Here is a 22006-nt window from a genome sequence, read left to right on the forward strand (position 1 = left end):
CTGCGGCACTTTGTTTGGAGGCCGGCATGACTGCTCAACTACAAGTTTCTCGTAGAGGAGGCCGAGAAGCGCGGCGTACCATACGCATGGCACCAAAGATCGACATGCTGCCGACGCTCACGCGCGGCCTGCCGGTGGTAGAGCCGATGGATGCTGAGCAGGTCGAGCGCGTTCACGAGGCTTCACTCGCAATTCTCGAAGAGGTGGGCGTGGTGTTCCGCGACCCGGTCGCGATTGCGGACTGGAAGAAGGTAGGGGCCGACGTCCGTGCGGATGACCGCGTTCATCTCGACCGCGGCTTGGTCATGGAGCTCATCAAGACCATTCCCCCCAAGGTCGAATATTTCGCACGTGACCCTTCCAAGAATGTCGAGCTTGGAGAAAACAAATCGATTTTCGTCCCGATGACAGGCGCGCCGTATATGCGCGACCTGGACGATGTGAGGCGAGGCCCCACGATCGCGGATCTCGGTACCTTCCACAAACTGGCGCATATGATGCCAGCGTTACATTCATCGGCGCACCACATCGTAGAACCAATGGACCTTGTCGTCGCGCATCGACACCTGCACATCACCTATTCGTCGATGAAGCATTCCGACAAGATCTTCATGGGCATGACCACCTCGCCGAAGAATGCCGAGGATGTGCTCGACATGTGCGAGATCCTTTTCGGCGAGGGCTTTCTTGAGACGCATGCGGTGACGACAGGAAACTGCAATGGCAATTCGCCGCTGGTCTGGGACCAGGTTATGCTCGGCGCCATGCGGGCCTTCTGCCGACGCAACCAGCCGGTACTGTGTTCGCCCTTCGTTCTCGGCGGTGCGAACACGCCCGCCTCCACCGCCGCGGCCGTCGCCCAGTTGAACGCCGAGGCGCTTTCCGCGCTCGCTTACACGCAGGTGGTACGCAAGGGCTGCCCCGCAATCTACGGACATTACTTAGCGACGGTGTCGATGCAATCGGGAGCGCCGATGGCGGGAACGCCGGAAATTTCACTCATGAATTTCATGATCGGCCAGATGGCGCGTCGCTACAACGTGCCGTGGCGCACTTCGAACCTGCTCGGCGGTGCTAAGGTGTTCGATGCGCAGGCGGGTTATGAAAGCGCCATGACCATGATGGCCGTGCTGATGTCGGGCGCCAACTACATCTGGCATTCGGCAGGTTGGAACGAGGCCGGCATGCATTGCTCGATCGCCAAGTTCGTCGTCGATGCCGAGGTGTGCGCAATGGGCTACCGCATGACGCAGGGCATACAGTGGGATGACTTCGACGAAGCCCTCGCTGCTGTGCGCGACGTTGGGCCGGGTGGGCACTATTTCGGTCACCCGCACACGCAGGCAAACTTTGAACGGGCCTTCTTCATCCCGAAGCTCTTCGACAACAACTCGGTCGAGCAGTGGTACGCTGACGGCTCGAAGGACATCAAGCAGCGGGCGTTGGAGCATGCTCGGCGACTTCTGGTCGAATATCAGGAGCCCACGCTCGACATTGCGAAAGATGAGGAGCTGCGCGCCTATATCGACCGGCGCTCCCGCGAAATTCCCGCTGTTGATGCACTGAATGAAGACTACTGAGCGACGTCATGCGGATAGACCGGATCAACGTTTACACGGCTAATCTGCCAGTCAAAGCTGGCACGTACCGCATGGCGAGCGTCGACGTAAAGTCGCTGGACAGCACGCTTCTCGAGATAGTTGCCGATGACGGTTTAACCGGCTGGGGTGAAACCTGTCCCGTCGGACCGGTCTATCAGCCGCATCATGCATTGGGCGCCCGCGCAGCGATCGCCGAAATTGCCCCGGGCCTGATCGGTTCGGAAATAGCTTCAATCAGGCTTCTCGCCAAACGCATGGACGAGCGCTTGAATGGACAAGGGTATGCCAAGGCAGCGTTCGACATCGCCTTTTTAGATCTCCTCGGCCAGCGGCTGGGCGTACCGGTTTCAACGCTGTTGGGCGGCGCGCTGACCAATAGCGTCCCGGCCTACTACTCCCTGATAGTTGGCTCACCCGACGAAACGGCCAGGATTGCCGCAGACAAGGTGAAGGCAGGTTATCCACGCCTGCAGGTCAAGATCTCGGGACGAAATGTCGAAGAGGATGTGGCCACCGTTCACAAGGTTTGGGAAGCGGTCGGCTATGAGGCGCGCATCGCAGTGGACGCCAACAGGGGCCTAACTGTAGCTTCCGCAATTCATCTCGATCGGCTCTGCCAGGCGATCCCATTTATTTTTGAACAGCCTTGCAACACGATGGATGAGGTCGCCACGCTGAGGGGCAGGGTGACGCATCCGGTGTATCTGGACGAGAACACCGAAGATCAGAATGCTGTGCTCAGGGCGATCTCCCTCGGCATCGCGGATGGCTTCGGCTTGAAGGTCACCCGTCTTGGCGGCCTCACCAAAATGACGGCCGTGCGCGACCTTTGCGCCATTCGTTCGCTCCCGCACAGCTGTGATGACGCATGGGGTGGCGACATAATCGCGGCGGCTTGCGTGCATATAGCTTCCACTGTGGAGCCGCGCCGTTTTGAGGGCGCGTGGATCGCGCAGGAATATATCGAAGGACATTTCGACGCGAAGAACCCGGTCATCATCACGCAGGGACATATCGCCGTCCCGCAACTGCCGGGTCTCGGCGTGAAGCCCGAACTCGGCATGTTCGGCAAGCCGATAGCCCCATACGCATGAATGCGCCCGCCAATATCAGCGCCGTGAAGTCGTTGGCGACGCCGGAAATTTCGGCGGCGGCCGACAGACCATTTGATCTGGTGGTTCTGGTGCTGCCAGGGTTTTCGCATCTGGCGCTTTACGCCTACATTGAACCCTTCCGCATTGCCAATACAGTATCACGGCTGCCGCTGTTTCGCTGGCGGATCGCGGGGTTGGACGCGCGGCCAGTCCAGGGCGCCAATGGCCTCGCGATTTCTATTGATGTCACCATAGATGAGCTGACCTCCAACCCGGAGAATCGGAGAGTCGGCCAACTCGCCATCGTTGCAGGCGAGCCTGTAGAACGGCAACTCACGCCGCAACTTAACGGATTTCTTCGGGTGATGGCCCGCCGTGGGGTTCCCATGTCAGCCGTCGGAACAGCGACATGGCTGCTTGCGCAGACCGGCCTTCTGGCGGGCACACGCTGCACGATCCACTGGTCGCGGCTAGCTGCTTTTTCGGAAGTGTTTAACCAGGCGTGTATCCGCGACTCTCTCTTCGTAAAACATGGTCAGTTCTCGACCTGCGCCGGTGAACTGGCAGCCTTCGATCTGGCAGTGGATCTGATCGCTAGCCAGGCGGGTGGATTTACCGCGCAGGAGGTTTGCCGTCACGCAACGGTCGAAGGTCAGCGCTCAGGATCGAACCGCCAGACGGGGCCATCAGGTCTAGCATTCGCGGGGGTGAGCGACAAACTTCTGATGGCGATGCGGATAATGGAAGAAAATGTGGAGTTCCCGCTGGCAATGGACGAGGTCGCGCAAAGGGCCGGAGTATCGCGGCGCCAATTGGAACGCTTGTTCGCTTCCCATATCGGACTTCCGCCGGTGCGTCACTATCTCCGGATTCGCACAGACCATGCGAAGCGCCTGATCGAAGGCACGCGGATGCCCATCATCGACGTTGCCATGGCCTGCGGGTTCATGTCGGCTTCGCACTTCGCGAAGTGTTTCAGAGCCTTCAATGGGATGTCGCCGCAGAAGTGCCGGGGGACAGTGCCGGCTTGGGTTGGGCCCGGCTTAAGATGATAGTTATTTCAATTTTAGCGCAGAACAGCGGCCCCTTGTCTATGACAATGTAACGATGCGTTCTGGATCATTAGCGTCATCTATCCGATGTCCTCTTCTTCGTCCCGACGGACGTTCACGTGGCAATCACCGGATTGACGACGATTTCGATGCCGATGACCAGTGGTGGCGCAGGATGACTTCTCGCGATTGTATTTCATTTCATCCAAGAAAGACTTTGCTTGCATTATTGTGTTGGCGGATACAACAGCATCTCAGACAAAGCCCGGCCACGTTTGTGCGGGCCGGCTTGCGATGGAGTCTACAAACCGGGTGGCGCGCAGCAGACAGACGGAGGGATTGAGTCAGGATAATGACGAGGGACCTGCCAGCTATCTTCGAGACATTCCTGAAACAGCTGTCGGAGAGTGTCGATCAGACAGATTTCCGCGAAGCAATGGCCAGCGTGGCCTTGAGACTTGATCTACTCACGTTTGCTTATCTGTCCTTGCCACTGCAACCTTCCGGCGAGGCCAGGCTGATCTCGAATTATCCGCCTTCCTGGACCGCGTACTATCTGCGAAACCGGTATCATAAACTCGATCCAATCGTCTTGCGTGCGCGGTGTGGCGGATGTCCTTTTATATGGGAGCCGGATCTTCGTGGCGTTGGGATATCGCAGGTTCAGCAAAGGCTGTTTGCTGAAGCGGCAGAGTTTGGCATCTGTTGCGGATTGACGATTCCGATTGTCGATCGCAGGGGCGGCGTTGCAGCAATGACCTTTGCTGCGGATGAGCCCAATTCTGCGTTCATGCGCGCTGCCGAGAAGCATGAGCAGGCGCTCCAGCTCATGGCGACGTACTTTCACATACATGTTCGCCGTAAACTCTCGGGCAATCGAATGGTCGACGGCGTTTTGCTGACACCCCGCGAACATGAGTGCCTGCAATGGGCAGCGCGCGGCAAGTCTGCCTCAGACATGGGCTGCATCTTGGGCGTCAAGCCGCGCACCGCCGCTTTCCATCTGGATAACGCCAAGAAGAAGCTCGGCGTGCGCACCCAAAACCAGGCCATAGCGCTGCTGGCCTCCTCACAGTCTTCAATTCTTTAAGAACTGAATTTCGTCATTTGGTTCCGCCTGTGCCTGTACACCGGCTGTCTCGGCTAGCGCATTCTCCAGTGGCCGTGTGTGGTACCGAGGTTTCAAGGGCCAGGCTCGACTGGGACCTGTCGGACGAAAGGGTGGATATGAAATTAGATTGATTCCTTTGACGCTCAGAAGCCGCAACTTTTTTGTTTAGACTGTAAGCGCGTAGGCATCCCCACGTAGCGTGCAGGCGGTTGATCGCTCATTTTCAGCATGAATCATGCGGAGAATCCTGTGAGCGACAGTATGAGCCATCATCGAACATTCGAGATTTTGACGGCGGAGCCTGTGCCGTCCCGACGCAAGCCGCGCCATCGGTCGGACGAAGAGAAGGCACGGCTTGTCGCCGAAGCGTTCTCGCCAGGGGGCAGTGTGTCGGCGGTTGCGCGTTCCGAGGGGCTGGATCCCTCGCAGCTCTATGCGTGGCGCCGCAAGGCGCTTTCGGGCATGGTTGCGCCACTGACGGAGGCAGCGAGCAAGCCGGCGAAGTTCACGCGCTTTGAAGCGGTGGGCAGCGACACGGTGGAAATCGTCATTGGCGATGCAGTGGTGCGCGCCGGCGGCGATGTTGATCCCGATCGCCTGGCGAGGATCATCCGCGCGGTTCGCAAGGCATGATCGCTTCCGGTGTGGTTGTTTACGTGTCGTGCCAGCCGGTCGACTTCCGCAAGGGCGCGGCATCTTTGATGGCGCTGGTCAGGGACGGCGGCCTGGACCCGTTCTCGGGGGCGCTTCACGTATTCCGTTCGAAGCGTGCGGACCGGGTTCGCATCGTGTGGTGGGACGGCAGCGGGGTTTGCCTTTATTCGAAAACGTTGGAAGAGCACAGCTTCTGCTGGTCTGCGATATCGGCCGCGCGCATGCGTCTCGACCACGCCCAGTTGATGGCGCTTCTGGCCGGGCTAGACTGGAAAAAGATCCGTCCGGCCAGGGTCAGGCGGCCGTTATCGACGGGCTGAAACCGGCTGCGGCAAGATGAATCATGGGGCTGTAACGGTTGGGAAAGCGGCTGTTTTTGTGCTCTGCTGCTTGCCATGGTTCTACCGGATCTTGCCCTTCCCGACGACGTTGATGCGCTGAAGGCGATGATCCTTTCCATGGCTCGCGAGCAGGCTGCGAGCGAGGCCCGGATCGCAGTCGCCGAAGCTCGGATCGCAGCATCTGAGACGGAGGTCACCCGGCTGAAAGCCGTCGAGAAAAGCGCCAACGAGCGTATTGCCAACCTCACGTCGATCCTGAAAGTTTTGCAGCGCACGCAACATGGCACGCGTTCCGAGCGGCTACGCCTGGCCATCGACGACGAGCAGGCCTCCTTTGTCTTCGAGGAGGTCGAGACCGGCCTTTCGGCGATCCGGAGCGAACTTGCTCACGCGGCCGGGGAAAAGCCGAAGCGTGCCCCGCGCCCGCGCAAGGGTTTTGCCGCCCACCTCGAACGCATCGAGGAAGTTATCGAGCCGGAAATCCCGGCCGACTGCGAGGGGTTGGAAAAGGTTATGATCGGCGAGGATCGATCCGAGCGGCTGGACGTCGTGCCGCCGAAGTTCCGAGTCATCGTGACGCGCCGTCCCAAATACGCTTTCCGGGGCCGTGACGGCGTGGTCCAGGCTCTGGCGCCGGCGCACATCGTTGAAAGCGGCCTGCCGACGGAGCGGTTGCTCGCCTATATCGCTGTCTCGAAATACGCCGATGGCCTCCCGCTTTACCGGCAGGAGGCGATCTATCTGCGCGACGGTGTCGAGATCAGCCGGTCGCTGATGGCGCAGTGGATGGGACATCTGGGCTTTGAATTGCAGATGCTCGCCGATTATATCCTGGAGCGTGTGAAGGAGGGCGAAAGGGTCTTCGCCGACGAGACGACCTTGCCCACCCTTGCCCCTGGGTCCGGGAAAACCACGAAAGCCTGGTTGTGGGCCTACGCGCGTGATGATCGACCGTTCGGCGGGACCAGCCCACCGATGGTTGCTTATCGCTTTGAAGATAGCAGGGGCGCCGATTGCGTGGCGCGTCACCTCGCTGGATTCGGGGGCATCCTGCAAGTGGATGGCTACTCGGCCTATACTAACCTGGTCAAGGCACGGGCCAAAGCCGGCGGCAATGAAACAATCCGGCTCGCAGGGTGCTGGGCGCATCTGCGGCGCAAGTTTTACGATCTGCACATCAGCGGGATCTCACCGGCCGCGACGGCAACGATCACCGCCATGACCGAATTGTGGAAGGTCGAGGACGAGGTTCGCGGCAAGGATGCTGGGAGCCGCGCCGCGCTGCGTCAGGAAAAGTCCGCGGCCATTGTCGCGAGCCTCTTCGACCTGTGGGAAAAAGAACTGCACAAGGTCTCCGGAAAATCCAAGACTGCCGAGGCGATCCGCTACGCGCTCACCCGGCGGGAGGCGCTGGAACGCTTTCTGATGGACGGTCGTATCGAGATCGACTCCAATATCGTCGAGCGTGCAATCAGGCCCCAGACAATTACGAGAAAAAATAGTCTCTTCGCTGGAAGCGAGGGCGGTGGACGCACCTGGGCCACCGTCGCGACACTTCTGCAAACCTGTAAAATGAATGGCGTCGACCCACTCGCCTGGCTCTCCCAGACCTTGACCCGCATCGCTCAGCGCTGGCCCGCAGCCAAAATCGAAATGCTCATGCCCTGGAACTTCAAACCAGACGCCGTCAGCTAACCGCTTACCATTGGGCTCGAGGCCGGGCCATTGTCGCAATGGCTGCATGCCGGGCTTGTGGCCGCCGGACGCGATGCGGTTTTGCTCGAGACGCGGCACGTGAAGGCGGCGCTCTCGGCTATGACGGTGAAGACCGACCGGAAAGATGCACGCGGGATCGCCCAACTGCTGAGGATGGGATGGTACCGTCCGGTTCATGCCAAATCGGTGACTTGCAAGGATAGCCGAGCCCTTCTTGTTGGACGCAAGCTTCTGCAAGGCAAGCTTCTCGACGTCGAACTTAGCATCCGCGGGATCTTGCGCGGCTATGGGCTGAAGGTCGGAGAGGTCAGTCGTGGAAAGTTTGAGACGCGCATCCGGGAGCTGACAGCAGGCCACGTCACTTTGGAGACGGTGATTGGTGCGATGCTGGCGGCGCGGATGGCGTTGTGGTGCGAGTTCAGCAAGCTCCATCGCGAGATGCTGAAGATCGCGCGCGCTGATAAGGTCTGCCACAGATTGATGAGCACACCTGGCGTTGGGGCCTTGGTCGCCCTGACCTATCGCTCGGCGGTGGACGACCCGATGCGGTTTGGAAAATCCAGTACGGTCGGAGCCTACTTCGGGCTTACGCCCAAAAAATATCAATCCGGTGAGACCGATCGGGACGGTGGTGTCAGCAAGGTCGGCGACGCCATGGTGCGAACTGCGCTCTTTGAAGCTGCGCACGTCATGCTGACGCGGGCGATCCGCTTCTCGAGCCTGAAGCACTGGGCGCTCGACGTGGCGAAACGTCGGGGCATGAAGCGCGCCAAGGTGGCCCTTGCCCGCAAGTTGGGCGTCGTGCTCCATCGCATGTGGGTGGATGCGACCGACTTCCGCTGGAGCAAGGCCGCAGCGATGGCATAGGAGATAGAGCGTTCGGAGCGAGCCGAAACGGCAGCGCTCTCCTGAGGTCCCGTCGCCGGGACGAGGGCTTGGCAAGGTCGTGTGTAGTGCTGTGAATGCTTCGGCAAACCACGCTTCCTAGATTGACCTGTCAGCTCTGGATCTGATGGCATAGTGTGGCGGCCTTCGCGCTGACCACGGACAGAAGCATGATCCTGGCGACGAGATATCGTTCAGAGGGGACTTGACGAACGAAGGCCCATTACAGAAGCACTACTTTGGCAGTTATTTAGCTTCGGGCGCGTTTTGGAATTCCCAAGAGAGAGTTTGCGTGATTCATGAGAGGTCGGCTCATGGAGGGCCGATCAATGGACGTGGATTGGCAAACCGATCTCGAGCAATGGCTTCGGCCGTTTTTGGCGGGTCTTTCGCATCCAGCTCGGCGCCGGATGTGTCCGCTGTACATTGCTGGTCTGATCGGGCCGGGCGACCGTAAGAGCGTACAACCGATGGCCGCGCGCACTGGCGAGGTCGGCTACGATCAGCTTCATCATTTCGTCGCGGCAGGGGTTTGGGACAGCGCTCCGCTCGAGGCCGCCCTGCTGAAGGAGGCAGATCGCCTGGTCGGCGATGAGGCGGGTTTTCTCGTCATCGACGACACAGCGTTACCGAAGAAGGGACAACATTCGGTTGGTGTCGCGCCTCAATACGCTTCGTCGCTTGGCAAGACGTCCAATTGCCAGTCACTGGTGTCGGTGACCCTGGCCTCGCGCGAAGTGCCGATGATGGTGGGCCTTCGGCTCTTCCTGCCCGACACCTGGACGAATGATCCCGAGCGGATGATGCGGGCGCGCGTCCCGAAGGATCGACAGGTCGCTCTGACAAAGCCGGAGATCGCCATCGAAGAGATCGATCGTGTCATCGCCTCCGGCGCGCGTTTCGGCTGTGTGCTTGCCGACGCGGGCTACGGGTCGAGCAGCTCTTTTCGTCAGGCTTTGAGTGAGCGCGGTCTGCTGTGGGCGGTAGGACTATCGCGGCGCCAAAACGTCTATCCGGCCGATGTTGATCTGATCTTCCCGGTCGCGACCACCGGCAGGCGCCGCCAATATCACATCCCGGACCAGCCGCCGGTCTCTGCCGAGGTGATGCTGTCTGGTGAGAGATGGCACAAGATAAGCTGGCGGCGCGGCACTAAAGGTCGGCTGACATGTTTGTTTGCGGCTCGCCGTGTCCGCGTTGCGGATGGTCATAAGCACCGCATGCTCGACAATCGCGTGCAGTGCATGCCAGGCGACGAGGTCTGGCTCGTCGGCGAACGCCGGTCGACTGGCGAGCAAAAATACTATGTGTCGAACTTACCGGCCGATGCGAGCCTCAAGATGCTCGCCGCCACGATCAAGGCCAGGTGGGTCTGTGAGCAGGCACATCAGCAATTGAAGGAGGAACTCGGCCTCGACCACTTCGAAGGCCGATCATGGACTGGATTACATCGACACGCCTTGATGACCATGATCGCCTACGCCTTTCTCCAAGCCCGCCGCCTCAAAGCAGCGGGACGGAAAAAAAAGAGTCGGCGGACCACCGCCACAACCGAGCATGCCAGCTGTTAGACAAGCCCATTCTCGACCTCTTCACGCGGTCGCCACCCCGCAGATGTCCTCACTGTCAGAAGCTGCTCGCACACGCCCTCAAACCTAAACTGCCAAAGTAGTGCTTCTGTAATGGGCCTTCGTTCGTCAAGTCCCCTCTGAACGATATCTCGTCGCCAGGATCATGCTTCTGTCCGTGGTCAGCGCGAAGGCCGCCACACTATGCCATCAGATCCAGAGCTGACAGGTCAATCTAGGAAGCGTGGTTTGCCGAAGCATTCACAGCACTACACACGACCTTGCCAAGCCCTCGTCCCGGCGACGGGACCTCAGGAGAGCGGTGCCGTTTCGGCTCGCTCCGAACGCTCTATCTCCTATGCCATCGCTGCGGCCTTGCTCCAGCGGAAGTCGGTCGCATCCACCCACATGCGATGGAGCACGACGCCCAACTTGCGGGCAAGGGCCACCTTGGCGCGCTTCATGCCCCGACGTTTCGCCACGTCGAGCGCCCAGTGCTTCAGGCTCGAGAAGCGGATCGCCCGCGTCAGCATGACGTGCGCAGCTTCAAAGAGCGCAGTTCGCACCATGGCGTCGCCGACCTTGCTGACACCACCGTCCCGATCGGTCTCACCGGATTGATATTTTTTGGGCGTAAGCCCGAAGTAGGCTCCGACCGTACTGGATTTTCCAAACCGCATCGGGTCGTCCACCGCCGAGCGATAGGTCAGGGCGACCAAGGCCCCAACGCCAGGTGTGCTCATCAATCTGTGGCAGACCTTATCAGCGCGCGCGATCTTCAGCATCTCGCGATGGAGCTTGCTGAACTCGCACCACAACGCCATCCGCGCCGCCAGCATCGCACCAATCACCGTCTCCAAAGTGACGTGGCCTGCTGTCAGCTCCCGGATGCGCGTCTCAAACTTTCCACGACTGACCTCTCCGACCTTCAGCCCATAGCCGCGCAAGATCCCGCGGATGCTAAGTTCGACGTCGAGAAGCTTGCCTTGCAGAAGCTTGCGTCCAACAAGAAGGGCTCGGCTATCCTTGCAAGTCACCGATTTGGCATGAACCGGACGGTACCATCCCATCCTCAGCAGTTGGGCGATCCCGCGTGCATCTTTCCGGTCGGTCTTCACCGTCATAGCCGAGAGCGCCGCCTTCACGTGCCGCGTCTCGAGCAAAACCGCATCGCGTCCGGCGGCCACAAGCCCGGCATGCAGCCATTGCGACAATGGCCCGGCCTCGAGCCCAATGCGACTAACAGACAATTCCAGTTCGTCGAAATAGCGGACCAGCGCCTCCGGCTCGCTGGCGATCTTGACCTCGCGCATGATCGTTCCGGTCGCGTCAACAATGCACACGCTGCTCTCTTCCAGAGAGACATCGATTCCCGCATAATGTTCCATGGCTGTTCCTCTCATGATGTTTGGAGCCGATCGCTCGGACTCCGTTTCAACACCATCATTCTGAGGGACAGCCACCCAACCTGGCTATGCTCGCGAAGGCCGGCCCATTACGGCATCTAGGACGTCCAGCTTGTCGTGTCGAGCGTTGGCGTTTTGTTGTCCGTCCACCTCCATGTCGACGTAGTCTGGCCCCCCTGGGCAGCTCGGCAGTCTCAGTGCGGACGGACGCCGGCCAAAGACCCTGTTTCAGCCGGAAGCGCGTGGCCGACATCTGCGGACGTCCCCCAGGTTCTCGACGGGCTCGCCTGGGGAGGCTTCGCGCCGGGAAAATTGCCGTAGCAGCGAACTGCGGGTCCAGGTCGACTGAAAATGCCCGTCATCATCTGCATGGCTGCATCAGTCTACCCCGCCACTGGCCAGGCGCTTGTGAATGGCGGGCGCCGGGAGTTCGTTTTGAAAATCGAGCACCGCGCAATTCGTCAGCTGCCGAACAGTTCCTTGTAGCCGGTGGTCACAACCCAGTTCACACGGTCGAGATGACTGCGGAGAGCCTTTCGGGCGCGCTCCGGTTCCTTTGCCGGATCAATGCCGAGGATCAGATGCGCCATTTCCTCTTCGCTGGCGTCGTCAGCGGATGCGTCCAGGAGCTGCATATAGATAGTGAAATGCTCTTTGTCGTAAGCCGTGAGGCTTTCCGACCAGGGGGCTTCATCGGCGATCGGGGTGTTCGATTTAGGCTGTAACATCGCTCGATTCTACCTCCGGAAAAATGGCCTCCGCGAAGCCCCTCGCCAGCGGATTCAGGTGCTGAAATGTGAATTACATATTATAGTTGATAAACTCAAACCGCTCAATCCGCTCGCTTTCCTGCATGGATATGCGCAGGTTGGTCGGACGGAATGTGCAGAAAATCAGGCAACGGCAGCACCTGACGCAGGAGCAGCTTGCCGACATTTCCGGGTTCAGCCAGCAGTACATCAGCGGTTTGGAGAAAGGCCGAAGAAATCCAACAATCATCACGATCTATGAGCTTGCATTGGCCCTCGGCGTTAGCCACACGGATCTGGTTCGGCCCGACAAACAGGCCTGACACACCGACTGCGAAAGTGATGTAATGCTATCCGTGTGCGCTGAGGACGAGCGCCGGAAGCTCGTGAACGCAGTCCGATCTTTCGGAAGACTTCAGGTGATCTCGGCCGTTGGCTTCGCCCCTGCGAGAGGTTGAGGGCGCTTGCGCGAACGGATCACGGGGGAGAGCGATGGGGCTGGTCCGGCGCTTCGTATCCACGATCTTTTTCAGCAAAGTCCTATTCTATCTGACCGCCAACCAACTCGTTCAGTAGACGGGCCTCCCTGCCCCCACTGGCCCTGGGTGAAAGACCTTCGCCGACTGCGGCTACGATCGGCTCAAGCTCATGGAAGGCTGCCTACCTCGATATCGTGGTCGAGATAATCGGCCGATCCCACGACCAGAAGGGCTTCGGAGTCTTACCCCGCCGCAGGCGCATCGGGGCACACGTCCGCCAGATTGCCGGCTGGAATTCGAGGCCCTCGGAATCCACGAGCGCAAGTTCGTCAACGACGCCCGTTTTCCTGCAGGCGCGACAAGCGGGCGCAAGGGAAACATTCGGGACTTCAACTTTCTTTCCCACCTCTTTCCGAGAGGGCGAATTGTCCGGTACCGAACACCAGAAGCGTCCTGATCCCTATGATTTCGGTGCCCACAGAGCCATCCGCGATGCTTCATGCCTAGTCTTACTGAGTCACGAAAGCGCGCGGAGGGGGATTCGTAGGCGACCTGGTTGTGATAGGTTGGCGATTCACAGCGATGGATGGGCGCCATGGTCAGCGAGGACGGTTGCGAAGCAGCCGCGTTTGATGGGTATTTGGAAGCACTGGTCGAGGTCATAGGCCATGCCGATCGGGCAGAGCCGCTGCGGGATTATTGTACGGGTTTGATGATGCCGGTGGCGCGCAAAAGCGTGGAGCCCCTGGCCGCCGTTACGGCGCCATCACGTGTTTCGGCCAAGCATCAATCGCTTTTGCATTTCGTGGGACAAGCGCCTTGGTCGGATGACGCACTGCTGGCGCGCGTTCGTGATTGGGCCTTGCCGCGCATGATCGAGCGTGGCGGTGCGATCACCGCCTGGATTGTCGACGACACTGGCTTTCCAAAGAAGGGGAAGCATTCCGTCGGTGTCGCACGCCAATATTGCGGCCAGCTCGGCAAGCAGGACAATTGCCAGGTTGCCGTCAGTCTTTCGATTGCGAATGAGGGGGCCAGCTTACCGGTTGCCTGGCAGCTTTATCTACCTGAGATCTGGGCAAATGATCCAGAGCGCCGGAAGAAGGCGAAGATCCCGGACGAGATCCTATTTCAAACCAAGCCACAGATCGCGCTTGAACAAGTACGTGCGGCGCTAGAGACGCAGATGCCGGCGGGCGTGATCCTTGCCGACGCCGGTTACGGCGCAGACGGCGGGTTCCGCCGAGGATTGACCGAGCTGGGCCTCAGCTATGTCGTGGGTGTCCAGCCGACGCTCAGTGTTTGGCGCCCAGGCGAAGGACCGCTACCGCCCAAGACCTGGAGCGGAAAGGGTCGGCCGCCGTCGCTGATGCAACGAAGCGCGGATCATCAACCTCTTTCAGCCAAGGCGCTTGCGGAAAGTCTGCCGATAGACGCGTGGCAGACCGTCATATGGCGGGAGGGCAGCAATACCGATCTTGCGTCGCGCTTTACCGCTGTTCGTCTTCGTGTCGCGTCCAGAGACTATAATCTCGGACATCCGCACGCCGAAGAATGGTTGCTTGTCGAATGGCCCGAAGGTGACAAAGAGCCGCTCAAATACTGGCTTTCGACCCTGCCGGAAACGACCGCGCTGCGTGATCTTGTTGCCACGACCAAGCTAAGGTGGCGGATTGAACGGGATTATCGCGAGCTCAAGCAGGAACTGGGCCTTGGCCACTACGAGGGTCGAGGTTGGCGCGGATTCCATCATCACGCCAGTCTTTGCATCGCGGCTTACGGGTTTCTCCTCTCCGAACGGGAGACGATTCCCCCCTCAGCAATCGCCCGTTCCAAAAGCAGCGAAAAACCTCCTATTCCCCGCGGTTCACGATCCAGCGAGCCCGCCCATTCGCCCCGAACGGCACACCTCAAATTCGATCGCGACGCTGCATAGAAAACTGACCGTCGCACTTGCCCGCAGATTGATGCGATGTCCCTGCTGCGCTCAGTCGAAGCCGAAATATCCAAATTTATGACGCAGTAAGACTAGCGGCCCCGCCGAATTCGCCTCAGGACATCACAGGAAAATGGACATACCGCAGCTTCCACAACAACAAGAATCTCGTAACCGACAATGGCCAGACGGCTCTTGGCCTCTTTTTCGCGGAGGCTACTTTTACGTTTGACGTTGCCGCTGACAACATACTCACGGGAACAATCGACTGGAGCGGCGGTGGCCTGGATCTCCATGGAAGCGTCCAACCAGCTGCATCCGGCGCGCCCCTGACGGTTCAAATCGTCGGAATGGGGCGGGTCGGCACAGGCACCCAAGATTGGGAATATGATTACTTGGGATATTTGGCTCATACTTGGCCGCAAGGGGTGGGACAGGTTCCCGCTCTGGTCGGGAGCGTCATAAGAGCCAAGCCGCACAATGGTGCGCCTGCGGGCTATGTAGCGTCTTTCATAGCAGTCCAACAGTGACGACCAATCGACATGAATTCATTACATCCACAGCAATCGAGGGAAGGGGGTCACAAATGCTCACTCGTCGCAGTTTCCTGGCGGCCACGGCAGTTGGTGTAGCGGCGCCGGCAATTCTCCGCTATCGACCAGCATGGTCATCAGCGTCTCGCGTTCGCCGCAATGCCTCTATCATGGCGCCTACCGATCCCTTCTTTTCTGATTATGCGCAAGCCATCGAGGCGATGCACCAATTGCCCGTGAGCGACCAACGCAACTGGCGAAATCAGGCGTTGATCCACATACGCCACTGCACCCATGGCGTTACTGATTTTACGCACTGGCATCGATGGTATCTTTCGTTCTTTGAGCAGATTTGTGCAAAGCTGATTGGCAAGCCGGATTTTGCGCTGGCGTATTGGGATTGGGAGGACAGCAATAGCAAGGTACCAGATACCTTCTTCGACATTTTGCAACTCAATGTCGTCCAATGGAGCGATCAATCGAACGAGCAATCCGACAATTGGGGACCAGGTAAAGTAACCACTGTCGGCGCACGCGGGATTTCCAGGGGGCAGACCATGACGTCGATCCCGCAGTTTGCCAATTCGTTCCGGAAATCCACTTTGGACGGTATTCGCGGTCAGCCCGACTTCGAGATATTCACCGGCCTACTCGAGGGGCAACCGCACAACAACACTCATGTGGCTGTGGGATCTCTCCACGGTGCAAAGGGTCACATGGGCAGCGGAATGTCTTCCCTTGACCCCATATTCTGGCTCCACCATTGCAATATCGATCGCATCTGGGCCGAATGGCAGGTTGTTGGAAATACTTCTGGGGATCCGAACAACACGTATCCCGACAGCTTTTATGACGCAGATGGCAAGCCAGTCAGCGATCCGACATCGAAGGGCGCGCTGTCGCTTGGATCGTTTGACTACATTTATGATACGATCGAGCCGGCGGTGATCGAACAAATTTCAGCGAAGCTCGATCTACAGAAGTTCGACACGGGCGGAGGCGCGTTGCTCTCGAAGCTCAATCTGACCATTGCCACGTCCATAGGGTCGGGTGCCTCTCCAGGTCCCGCGCTGCCAAACATCGAAAGAGCAGTCGATGTGAAAGTAAATGATTTGGTCAAAGTTCTATCAGACGTGCGAGTCTTCTACGCACCCGAAACGTCCCTTAAAGCAATCGAGCCGAGCCGCATCATTGCACGCATAGAAGGCGTTGAGGTTCCTCAAAACACCGATATGACCGTAGGGGTGTTCGTGAATTGTCCCTATCTCTCACCTGAAACGCCAACTGACGACAAGCTTTGCGCAGGTGTGTTCAGCTTTTTCGGGCCCGGCGGAGCGCACGCGCATCACGGCGGCGGAAGAAATTTCTACATCGACTTGACTGATGCCTTGCGGGGTGTCGCATCGCAAGGCCGTCTGGCAGACAACGGCTTCAAAGTCCAATTGATGGCTGTTCCTATCGCTGAGGGTGTTCCCGCGGACGTCCGTATCCCCTTCAAGGGTGTTACGATCCTATCGGCCTGATTTCAGCCCAAATTATGGGGCGTAAAGGGCTATGGAGCTGCGGTCGAAATGCCAAGATGCCTTGAGTTCTCGGATCAATGGTCGAGCCATTGGAATGATGGCGTTGATATGGTCTGCAGCGGTCCTTGTGGGTGCTCCGACAAACTTGGCCGCTTGCCAGCAGGTCTCCGAGTCAACTGTGGATGGCGTTGAGTTCTTGGGACCGAACATCGCAACCGATCGGCGTGCAGTTGTAGTTCCTTTGAGGGGGGTTGAGGCAAAAGTCCTGACGTCGGGGGTAATCACGATAAAGGTCAGCTTCCGGCCACTTAGGGTCGATCCAGAAGAGCACTTGCTGCTCCAGGTGCAACTAACAGACAAGCCGGTTTCTGATGTTCGCATTACAACGGATGCGGTCTCGCCGGATGCATCTGGGTCGGCCTTCTATAAACCACTGATCGTGGGCGAAACGAAGGAAGTGTTTCTCTCCTTGCCAGCTTGGCGATTTGCAAATCTGCCCACGGCTGCGATTGTTGCGATGACCTTATCAGACAACAAATCCGCCCCAATCAATTCGGCGATCGAAATTCTGTCCGTGGACGTTCTGACCTGAACGCACGGCGCCGTAATGGTATCAAAAACATCAACCAAGATGCCCTGAGTCAACTGTCCGATCGGACAGGTGACGTATTGTAGACGCGCTGCAACTATCCCGCATGGCGATCACGGAGTTTGTGCATGGTTGCCACTGATATCGTTAATGCCCAAGAACCCCACAGTATCGACGGATCGGTGCTCCGAAGAGCATGTTAGCAGCAATCAGCGCGGTCAACCATTGTATCGAGAGGACGAGATGAAAAAAGCCCTATTTGCTTTGTGCACTGCAGTGTCAGTGAGCCTCACGTTCGCTGCCGAGGCTCAGCAGGTGACTGCCTCTGGATGCGCAGAAGCCGGCGTTGAAAATGGATGCATTGTGATGAAGGACGGCGAAAAGCTCTATAACATCACACATGCCACCCCAAAACCAACAGTGGGCACCTATGGCACCGTAACGGGTAGCGTTACTGGCGATGCAGATACATGCCAACAGGGAACTCTGCTCAAACCGGCGGAATGGAAGCCCGACGCGAGCAAGGTGTGTGGGAACACGCAGTAGTTGTGCCGACGCTCATGCGCCGGAAAGGGCGCTTATGAGATGCCTTGCGAGGGATTGAGAGGGTTCGTTGATTGGTGAACACCAAACATCGTCTCTTCTGCAGTCAACTGTCCGATCGGACAGGTGACCTATTTTAGAGCAACTGCAACTATCTGCCTGAAAAATTGATTGGAGGACCGCGCGATGATCACGGCTCATGTCGTCAATGCGCAGAACAAACATCTCTATGAGAAAGAGTTCGACGAGTTTTTGCGCAGGCGACACGACTTCTTCGTTCATCAAAAACGCTGGCGTCCTCCAAGCCCGGACGGTCGAGAACGAGACCAATTCGATACCGACGCAGCGACCTATCTGCTTGGTCTCGAAGACGGTCGCGTGGTGACATCGGCTCGATTGATCCCAACGAGCGAGCCGCACATGGTTTCGGAGGTTTTTCCTCACATGTGCGAGAGGTCCGGTGTACCTCGACGGCCGGATTGGGCGGAATGGACACGGACTTTCGTCGTTGCTGACAAACGCTCGACGGGGCTGCGCGGCACGTTAACGCAGCTATGTTGCGCGGTGATGGAATACGCGCTTGACGAGGGCTTGAGTGCCGTCGGCGGTATCCAGGAGACTTACTTCATGCCTCATCATGGCGCCCTGAAATGGCGGGCAGAGCCCATGGGTATGGCGAGGGAGGAGAATGGCGAGTGGTACATCGTCGCGTACATCGATGTGAACGAGGCTGCACTCGCGAGCGCCCGGAAGATCCTCGGAATTGACCGCACGCTGATCGTTCGACGCGGCATCCAGATGCCTTTCATAAGTGATACAGCGGTGGCGAAACACAAGCGGCCGCAAATGTGCGAATGAACACGAGTGGATGGAGAAGAAGGTATGTCGCGTGTCTATTCCGTCGATGATGTGCACGTTGAGGGCCTCATGGTGATCCCCGAGAACCCGCCGGCCATTTCGGTATCGGCGAGGGGATGGGTGCCTACAAGTGGATGGTCGCATCCCGATCTTGCGCCATGGATGTACATAGTCCCTCCGAAAGACGGTATTCTCGATCTCGATTTTGTGGCCACCCCGCCCACCGGCCTCGTGCTCCAAGTATTTACGAGGATCAGCGTGACCAAGGCGTTTCCTGTTCCCGGTTGGGTAGTTGGCGTGCGGGTTCATAGCTCTACGAACGCAGTTGAGGATAAGATCCACGGCGCCGCTGCGCCGAGTCCGGCGGCGATCAGCGGCGAAGGTATGCCGCTTCCTTGGCCATTCCCTTGGTGGGCGCCAAAGAGCGACCGTCGATAAGGAAGCCGGCCACACTCGGTCACGGACGATCCTCGGAAGCGACCTAATGTCTGAGTTCGTGAGGTATGATGGGGCAACCTATGACCACGCGCTTTCTGACCCCCCTCGTTCTTTGCGGGGCAGTCAGCCTGGCAACGGCAGTGAGGATCGCTGAAGCGGCGGATGCGAATCCTTTGATGCAGCCAGAAAGTTGTTCGGCAACCACCGCTCAAGGGTAAGGGGTGTTCTCAGGCCACGGACTTTAGCTCGGCCGCCCGGATGTAGGCCCAAGGCAGCAGGTCGTCGATTTGGCTGTTCGGATGGCCGTTGACGATCGTGGTGAGTACGTCGGCGAGATAGCCGAGTGGCTCGACGCCATTGAGTTTGCCGGTTTCGACAGCGACGCAATGACTGCCCAGTGCTCGGCGCCGCCGTCCGAGCCAGCGAATTCTTGAGCGCTCGACGGTGTTGCTGTCGATCTCGATGCGGCCGTCGTCAAGGAAGCGCGAGAGGCTTTGCCAGCGCGAGAGCGTGTAGCGGATCGCCTCGGCGAGCTTCGTCTTCTGGCTGATGAGGCCGAGCTTTTCGCGCAGCCAAGGTTCGAGGTCGGTGATGACCGGGCGGCTCCTGTCCTGGCGCATGGCGTGGCGTTCGTCGGTCGATCGGCCGCGGATGTCACCCTCTATTCTGTAGAGTTCGGCGATCCGTTTGAGCGCCTCGCTGGCGATCGGCGCGGGGCCGGCAGCGGCCAGTTCATAGAAGCGGCGGCGCACGTGATGGCATGGACGCCCCCTTCCGCTTCCGCCCTGTGGCGAGGAGTATGGGGCGTGGTCAAACAAAGGATATTGCCATGCCAGATGAAGTTCACGTGGTCGGTCTCGACATAGCCAAATCAGTCTTTCAGGTTCACGGGGCTGACGAGCATGGGAGAGCAATTGTCCGACGGAAGCTCAGGCGCGATGACGTGGAGCAGTTCTTTCGCGTCCTTCCGAGCTGCTTGGTTGGGCTGGAAGCTTGCCCGGGTGCACATTTCTGGGGTCGGCTGCTGCGCAGTATGGGGCACGAGGTCCGCTTGATCCCGGCGCAATACGTTCGGCCCTACGTCAAGTTATGCTCACCTCGCCATAACTTCAGTAATCACGAGATCCCCGTAATGCGGAGGAGCGCGGCCTGATTGGCGGATTTTCGCCGGTTTTGTCCATGTTCCTCCGCATTATTTCAGAGCGTATCCAGCCAGGCGAGCACGCTTGCATCGCGCTTCCAAGATGGCTGGCCGCCGGGTGTCGTTGGAACGGCGACCTTTTCCAGGGCTTTCCGCTTCGTTTCCAGATTGGCCCTGGCATAGTGGTTGGTTGTGTCGAGGCTCACATGGCCGAGCCAGCTGCGGATGACCGTAACGTCGACGCCCGCCGAGATGAGGTGCACGGCGGTGGCGTGCCGGAAGGCGTGTGGCGTTACATGCTTGGCGCGCAGCGTCGGCATGGTTTCGGCCGCCGCCTTCACGTAGGCGGCGAGCTTGAACCGGACCCCCGAGGCGCTTAGGGGCTCACCATAGCGGTTAACGAACAGCCGCTGGTCGGGCGCCCGTGGTTGCCGCTCAAGCAGTTTCTTCAGCAATATCACGGTTTCCGGCCAGAGCGGGCAGATACGTTCCTTCCGGCCCTTGCCGATCAGACGCACGCAGTTCGGGCTTTCGAACCGGATTGCTTCGGGGCACAGGTCGAGCGCTTCCTGTATTCGTGCGCCGCTGTTGTAGAGGAACGAGAGCAGCGCATGATCTCGCATGCCCTCAACGGTCGAACGGTCTGGCTGACCGAGGATCGCCGTCACTTCCGCCGGATCCAAATAGCTCGGTTCCGACACCGGAGCGCGCTTGATCGGTATGTTGAGGATTTCCACGCATTGCGCGATCGATGCAGGATCCTTGGTGGCCACGAAGTGGAAGAAGCTGCGGATCGCGGCAAGCCGGCAATTGCGCGTGCCCATCGTACCGCCGCGTTCATGTTCGGCGTGACTGAGGAACGCGGCGACCTCGCGGGCGCCAGATCGGTCAGCATGATCATAGCCACTTTCTTCCCAGTGCGCTGGGCGACGAATCGGAGCAACAACCGCCAGGTATCGCGGTATGATCGAACCGTATGGATGGACGCGTTGCGCTGTTCGACCAGCCATTCGTAGAAGAACGCGCGCATCAGGTCTGGGAACCGATCAGCCCTGCTCATGACCGCACCTCCCGCCCCAGGTTGAGGCATGATGCGCCAACCGCCCGGAACCGCTCATTTGCGTAATGCAGCAGGTCTTGCGTCACGGTGATGTAGACCAGGGTGGAGTTGATATCCCGATGGCCGAGGTAGGTCGCGAGGAACGGCAGGCGGTCCTGTGGATTGATGCCCGTCCGGTACCATTCGAGGATCCTGTTCACGACCATCGAGTGGCGCAGGTCATGAACGCGAGGACCCGTTTTTCCTCGCAATGGCTTCAACCCAGCGCGGCGTATGACGTCAGCAAGCAGCCAGGTGATCATTTCCGGCGTGTAATGGCCATCGCCTCGCTCGTGCCAGAACAGGCCGGAGCGCGCGTCCTGTGATCCACCGGCACGCCGTCGCGCATCGTTGTAGGCCCGGAGCTCGGCTATAACGCTGTCGGGTAGCGGCAGGATCCGGGTCTTGAAGAACTTGGTCTGCCGGATGGTTATCGTACCGCCCTGCAGGTCAACGTCACCAAGATCGAGCCGGGCAAGCTCGCCGCGCCGTAAGCCTGCGCAATAAGCCAGCAGCAGCATCGTGTACGTGCTCAGCGGCCGAAGCGGCACCCGTGGCGACGGATAGGTACAACGTGCGACGTCGAGCATCCGTCGCACGTCGGCAGGCGAGTAGATATGGGGCTTTCGCCATTGCTTGGCGGCCTCCTTCCTCGGTCTCGGATCCGGTCGCCGCACAGGCATCGACGGG

The 22006-nt window shown here is 59.1% G+C and carries 20 protein-coding genes and 3 pseudogenes; 17 read left to right on the forward strand and 6 right to left on the reverse strand.

The genetic code is table 11. The features are described from left to right. The first annotated feature begins 26 nt into the window (after positions 1–26). From ACFOJ9_RS02525 to ACFOJ9_RS02565, 9 genes and pseudogenes are all read left to right on the forward strand, one after another. Positions 27–1580 (forward strand): trimethylamine methyltransferase family protein, encoded by a 1554-nt coding sequence (locus ACFOJ9_RS02525; protein WP_378976832.1) that lies wholly within the window; start codon positions 27–29, stop codon positions 1578–1580. An 8-nt stretch (positions 1581–1588) separates the two neighbouring features. Beyond that, positions 1589–2695, forward strand: coding sequence for a mandelate racemase/muconate lactonizing enzyme family protein (locus ACFOJ9_RS02530; protein ID WP_378976834.1), 1107 nt, complete (start codon positions 1589–1591; stop codon positions 2693–2695). Beyond that, complete coding sequence (locus ACFOJ9_RS02535; protein WP_378976836.1) at positions 2692–3747, forward strand: GlxA family transcriptional regulator; 1056 nt, start codon at positions 2692–2694, stop codon at positions 3745–3747. Before ACFOJ9_RS02530 ends, ACFOJ9_RS02535 begins: the two co-directional genes overlap by 4 nt. 364 nt (positions 3748–4111) lie before the next feature. Continuing rightward, positions 4112–4837: a LuxR family transcriptional regulator gene (locus tag ACFOJ9_RS02540; RefSeq protein ID WP_449288655.1), complete on the forward strand. Its 726-nt coding sequence runs from the start codon at positions 4112–4114 to the stop codon at positions 4835–4837. A 270-nt stretch (positions 4838–5107) separates the two neighbouring features. Beyond that, positions 5108–5491: a transposase gene (locus ACFOJ9_RS02545; RefSeq protein ID WP_378976389.1), complete on the forward strand. Its 384-nt coding sequence runs from the start codon at positions 5108–5110 to the stop codon at positions 5489–5491. Further along, positions 5488–5832: an IS66 family insertion sequence element accessory protein TnpB gene (tnpB, locus tag ACFOJ9_RS02550; protein ID WP_378976391.1), complete on the forward strand. Its 345-nt coding sequence runs from the start codon at positions 5488–5490 to the stop codon at positions 5830–5832. Before ACFOJ9_RS02545 ends, tnpB begins: the two co-directional genes overlap by 4 nt. Before the next feature lie 75 nt (positions 5833–5907). Continuing rightward, complete coding sequence (tnpC, locus tag ACFOJ9_RS02555; RefSeq protein ID WP_378976840.1) at positions 5908–7548, forward strand: IS66 family transposase; 1641 nt, start codon at positions 5908–5910, stop codon at positions 7546–7548. Between the two features lie 9 nt (positions 7549–7557). Beyond that, positions 7558–8436: pseudogene (locus ACFOJ9_RS02560) on the forward strand (IS110 family transposase); the annotation flags it as partial. A 310-nt stretch (positions 8437–8746) separates the two neighbouring features. Continuing rightward, positions 8747–10113, forward strand: a pseudogene (locus ACFOJ9_RS02565) (IS701 family transposase). 265 nt (positions 10114–10378) lie between these two features. Here the strand turns inward: ACFOJ9_RS02565 and ACFOJ9_RS02570 are convergent. Beyond that, positions 10379–11410: an IS110 family transposase gene (locus ACFOJ9_RS02570; RefSeq protein ID WP_378976780.1), complete on the reverse strand. Its 1032-nt coding sequence runs from the start codon at positions 11408–11410 to the stop codon at positions 10379–10381. Positions 11411–11889: 479 nt separating this feature from the next. Continuing rightward, the gene (locus tag ACFOJ9_RS02575; RefSeq protein ID WP_378976842.1) at positions 11890–12156 is read right to left on the reverse strand and encodes a hypothetical protein; all 267 of its coding nucleotides are present in this window, start codon (positions 12154–12156) and stop codon (positions 11890–11892) included. A 125-nt stretch (positions 12157–12281) separates the two neighbouring features. Between ACFOJ9_RS02575 and ACFOJ9_RS02580 the strand changes: the two genes are divergently transcribed. Together ACFOJ9_RS02580 and ACFOJ9_RS02585 are read left to right on the forward strand one after the other, a co-directional pair. Next, positions 12282–12500, forward strand: coding sequence for a helix-turn-helix transcriptional regulator (locus ACFOJ9_RS02580; protein ID WP_378924681.1), 219 nt, complete (start codon positions 12282–12284; stop codon positions 12498–12500). 751 nt (positions 12501–13251) lie between these two features. Beyond that, entirely contained in the window at positions 13252–14592 is a 1341-nt protein-coding gene (locus ACFOJ9_RS02585) for an IS701 family transposase (RefSeq protein WP_378925689.1), read from the forward strand. A gap of 92 nt (positions 14593–14684) precedes the next feature. Here ACFOJ9_RS02585 and ACFOJ9_RS02590 read toward each other — a convergent pair whose 3' ends face one another. Further along, complete coding sequence (locus ACFOJ9_RS02590; RefSeq protein ID WP_378976844.1) at positions 14685–14888, reverse strand: hypothetical protein; 204 nt, start codon at positions 14886–14888, stop codon at positions 14685–14687. A 290-nt stretch (positions 14889–15178) separates the two neighbouring features. On the opposite strand from ACFOJ9_RS02590, the gene ACFOJ9_RS02595 reads away from it, so the two are divergent. The 5 genes from ACFOJ9_RS02595 (at position 15179) to ACFOJ9_RS02615 (ending at position 19076) form a co-directional block, all read left to right on the forward strand. Next, positions 15179–16648 carry a tyrosinase family protein gene (locus ACFOJ9_RS02595; RefSeq protein WP_378976846.1) on the forward strand — a complete coding sequence of 490 codons (1470 nt, stop codon included), beginning with the start codon at positions 15179–15181 and terminating at the stop codon, positions 16646–16648. Between the two features lie 196 nt (positions 16649–16844). Next, complete coding sequence (locus ACFOJ9_RS02600) at positions 16845–17240, forward strand: hypothetical protein (RefSeq protein WP_378976848.1); 396 nt, start codon at positions 16845–16847, stop codon at positions 17238–17240. A gap of 240 nt (positions 17241–17480) precedes the next feature. After that, complete coding sequence (locus ACFOJ9_RS02605; RefSeq protein WP_378976850.1) at positions 17481–17783, forward strand: hypothetical protein; 303 nt, start codon at positions 17481–17483, stop codon at positions 17781–17783. Between the two features lie 183 nt (positions 17784–17966). After that, positions 17967–18638: an acyl-homoserine-lactone synthase gene (locus ACFOJ9_RS02610; RefSeq protein WP_378976852.1), complete on the forward strand. Its 672-nt coding sequence runs from the start codon at positions 17967–17969 to the stop codon at positions 18636–18638. Between the two features lie 24 nt (positions 18639–18662). Beyond that, complete coding sequence (locus tag ACFOJ9_RS02615; RefSeq protein WP_378976854.1) at positions 18663–19076, forward strand: hypothetical protein; 414 nt, start codon at positions 18663–18665, stop codon at positions 19074–19076. Between the two features lie 227 nt (positions 19077–19303). Here the strand turns inward: ACFOJ9_RS02615 and ACFOJ9_RS02620 are convergent, their stop codons facing one another. Beyond that, positions 19304–19828 carry an IS66 family transposase gene (locus tag ACFOJ9_RS02620; protein ID WP_378976856.1) on the reverse strand — a complete coding sequence of 175 codons (525 nt, stop codon included), beginning with the start codon at positions 19826–19828 and terminating at the stop codon, positions 19304–19306. Between the two features lie 77 nt (positions 19829–19905). Here ACFOJ9_RS02620 and ACFOJ9_RS02625 point away from each other — a divergent pair. Then, positions 19906–20163: pseudogene (locus ACFOJ9_RS02625) on the forward strand (IS110 family transposase); the annotation flags it as partial. 110 nt (positions 20164–20273) lie between these two features. On the opposite strand, the gene ACFOJ9_RS02630 reads toward ACFOJ9_RS02625, so the two are convergent. Both ACFOJ9_RS02630 and ACFOJ9_RS02635 read right to left on the reverse strand, forming a co-directional pair. Continuing rightward, a complete protein-coding gene (locus ACFOJ9_RS02630) occupies positions 20274–21041 on the reverse strand; it encodes a tyrosine-type recombinase/integrase (protein ID WP_378976858.1) in 768 nt (255 codons plus the stop codon). Positions 21042–21273: 232 nt separating this feature from the next. Beyond that, positions 21274–21906 (reverse strand): tyrosine-type recombinase/integrase, encoded by a 633-nt coding sequence (locus tag ACFOJ9_RS02635; protein WP_378976860.1) that lies wholly within the window; start codon positions 21904–21906, stop codon positions 21274–21276. Between the last annotated feature and the right edge of the window lie 100 nt (positions 21907–22006).

Origin of the sequence: Mesorhizobium cantuariense (assembly GCF_042647205.1) — a bacterium.
Taxonomy (GTDB): Bacteria; Pseudomonadota; Alphaproteobacteria; order Rhizobiales; family Rhizobiaceae; genus Mesorhizobium; species Mesorhizobium cantuariense.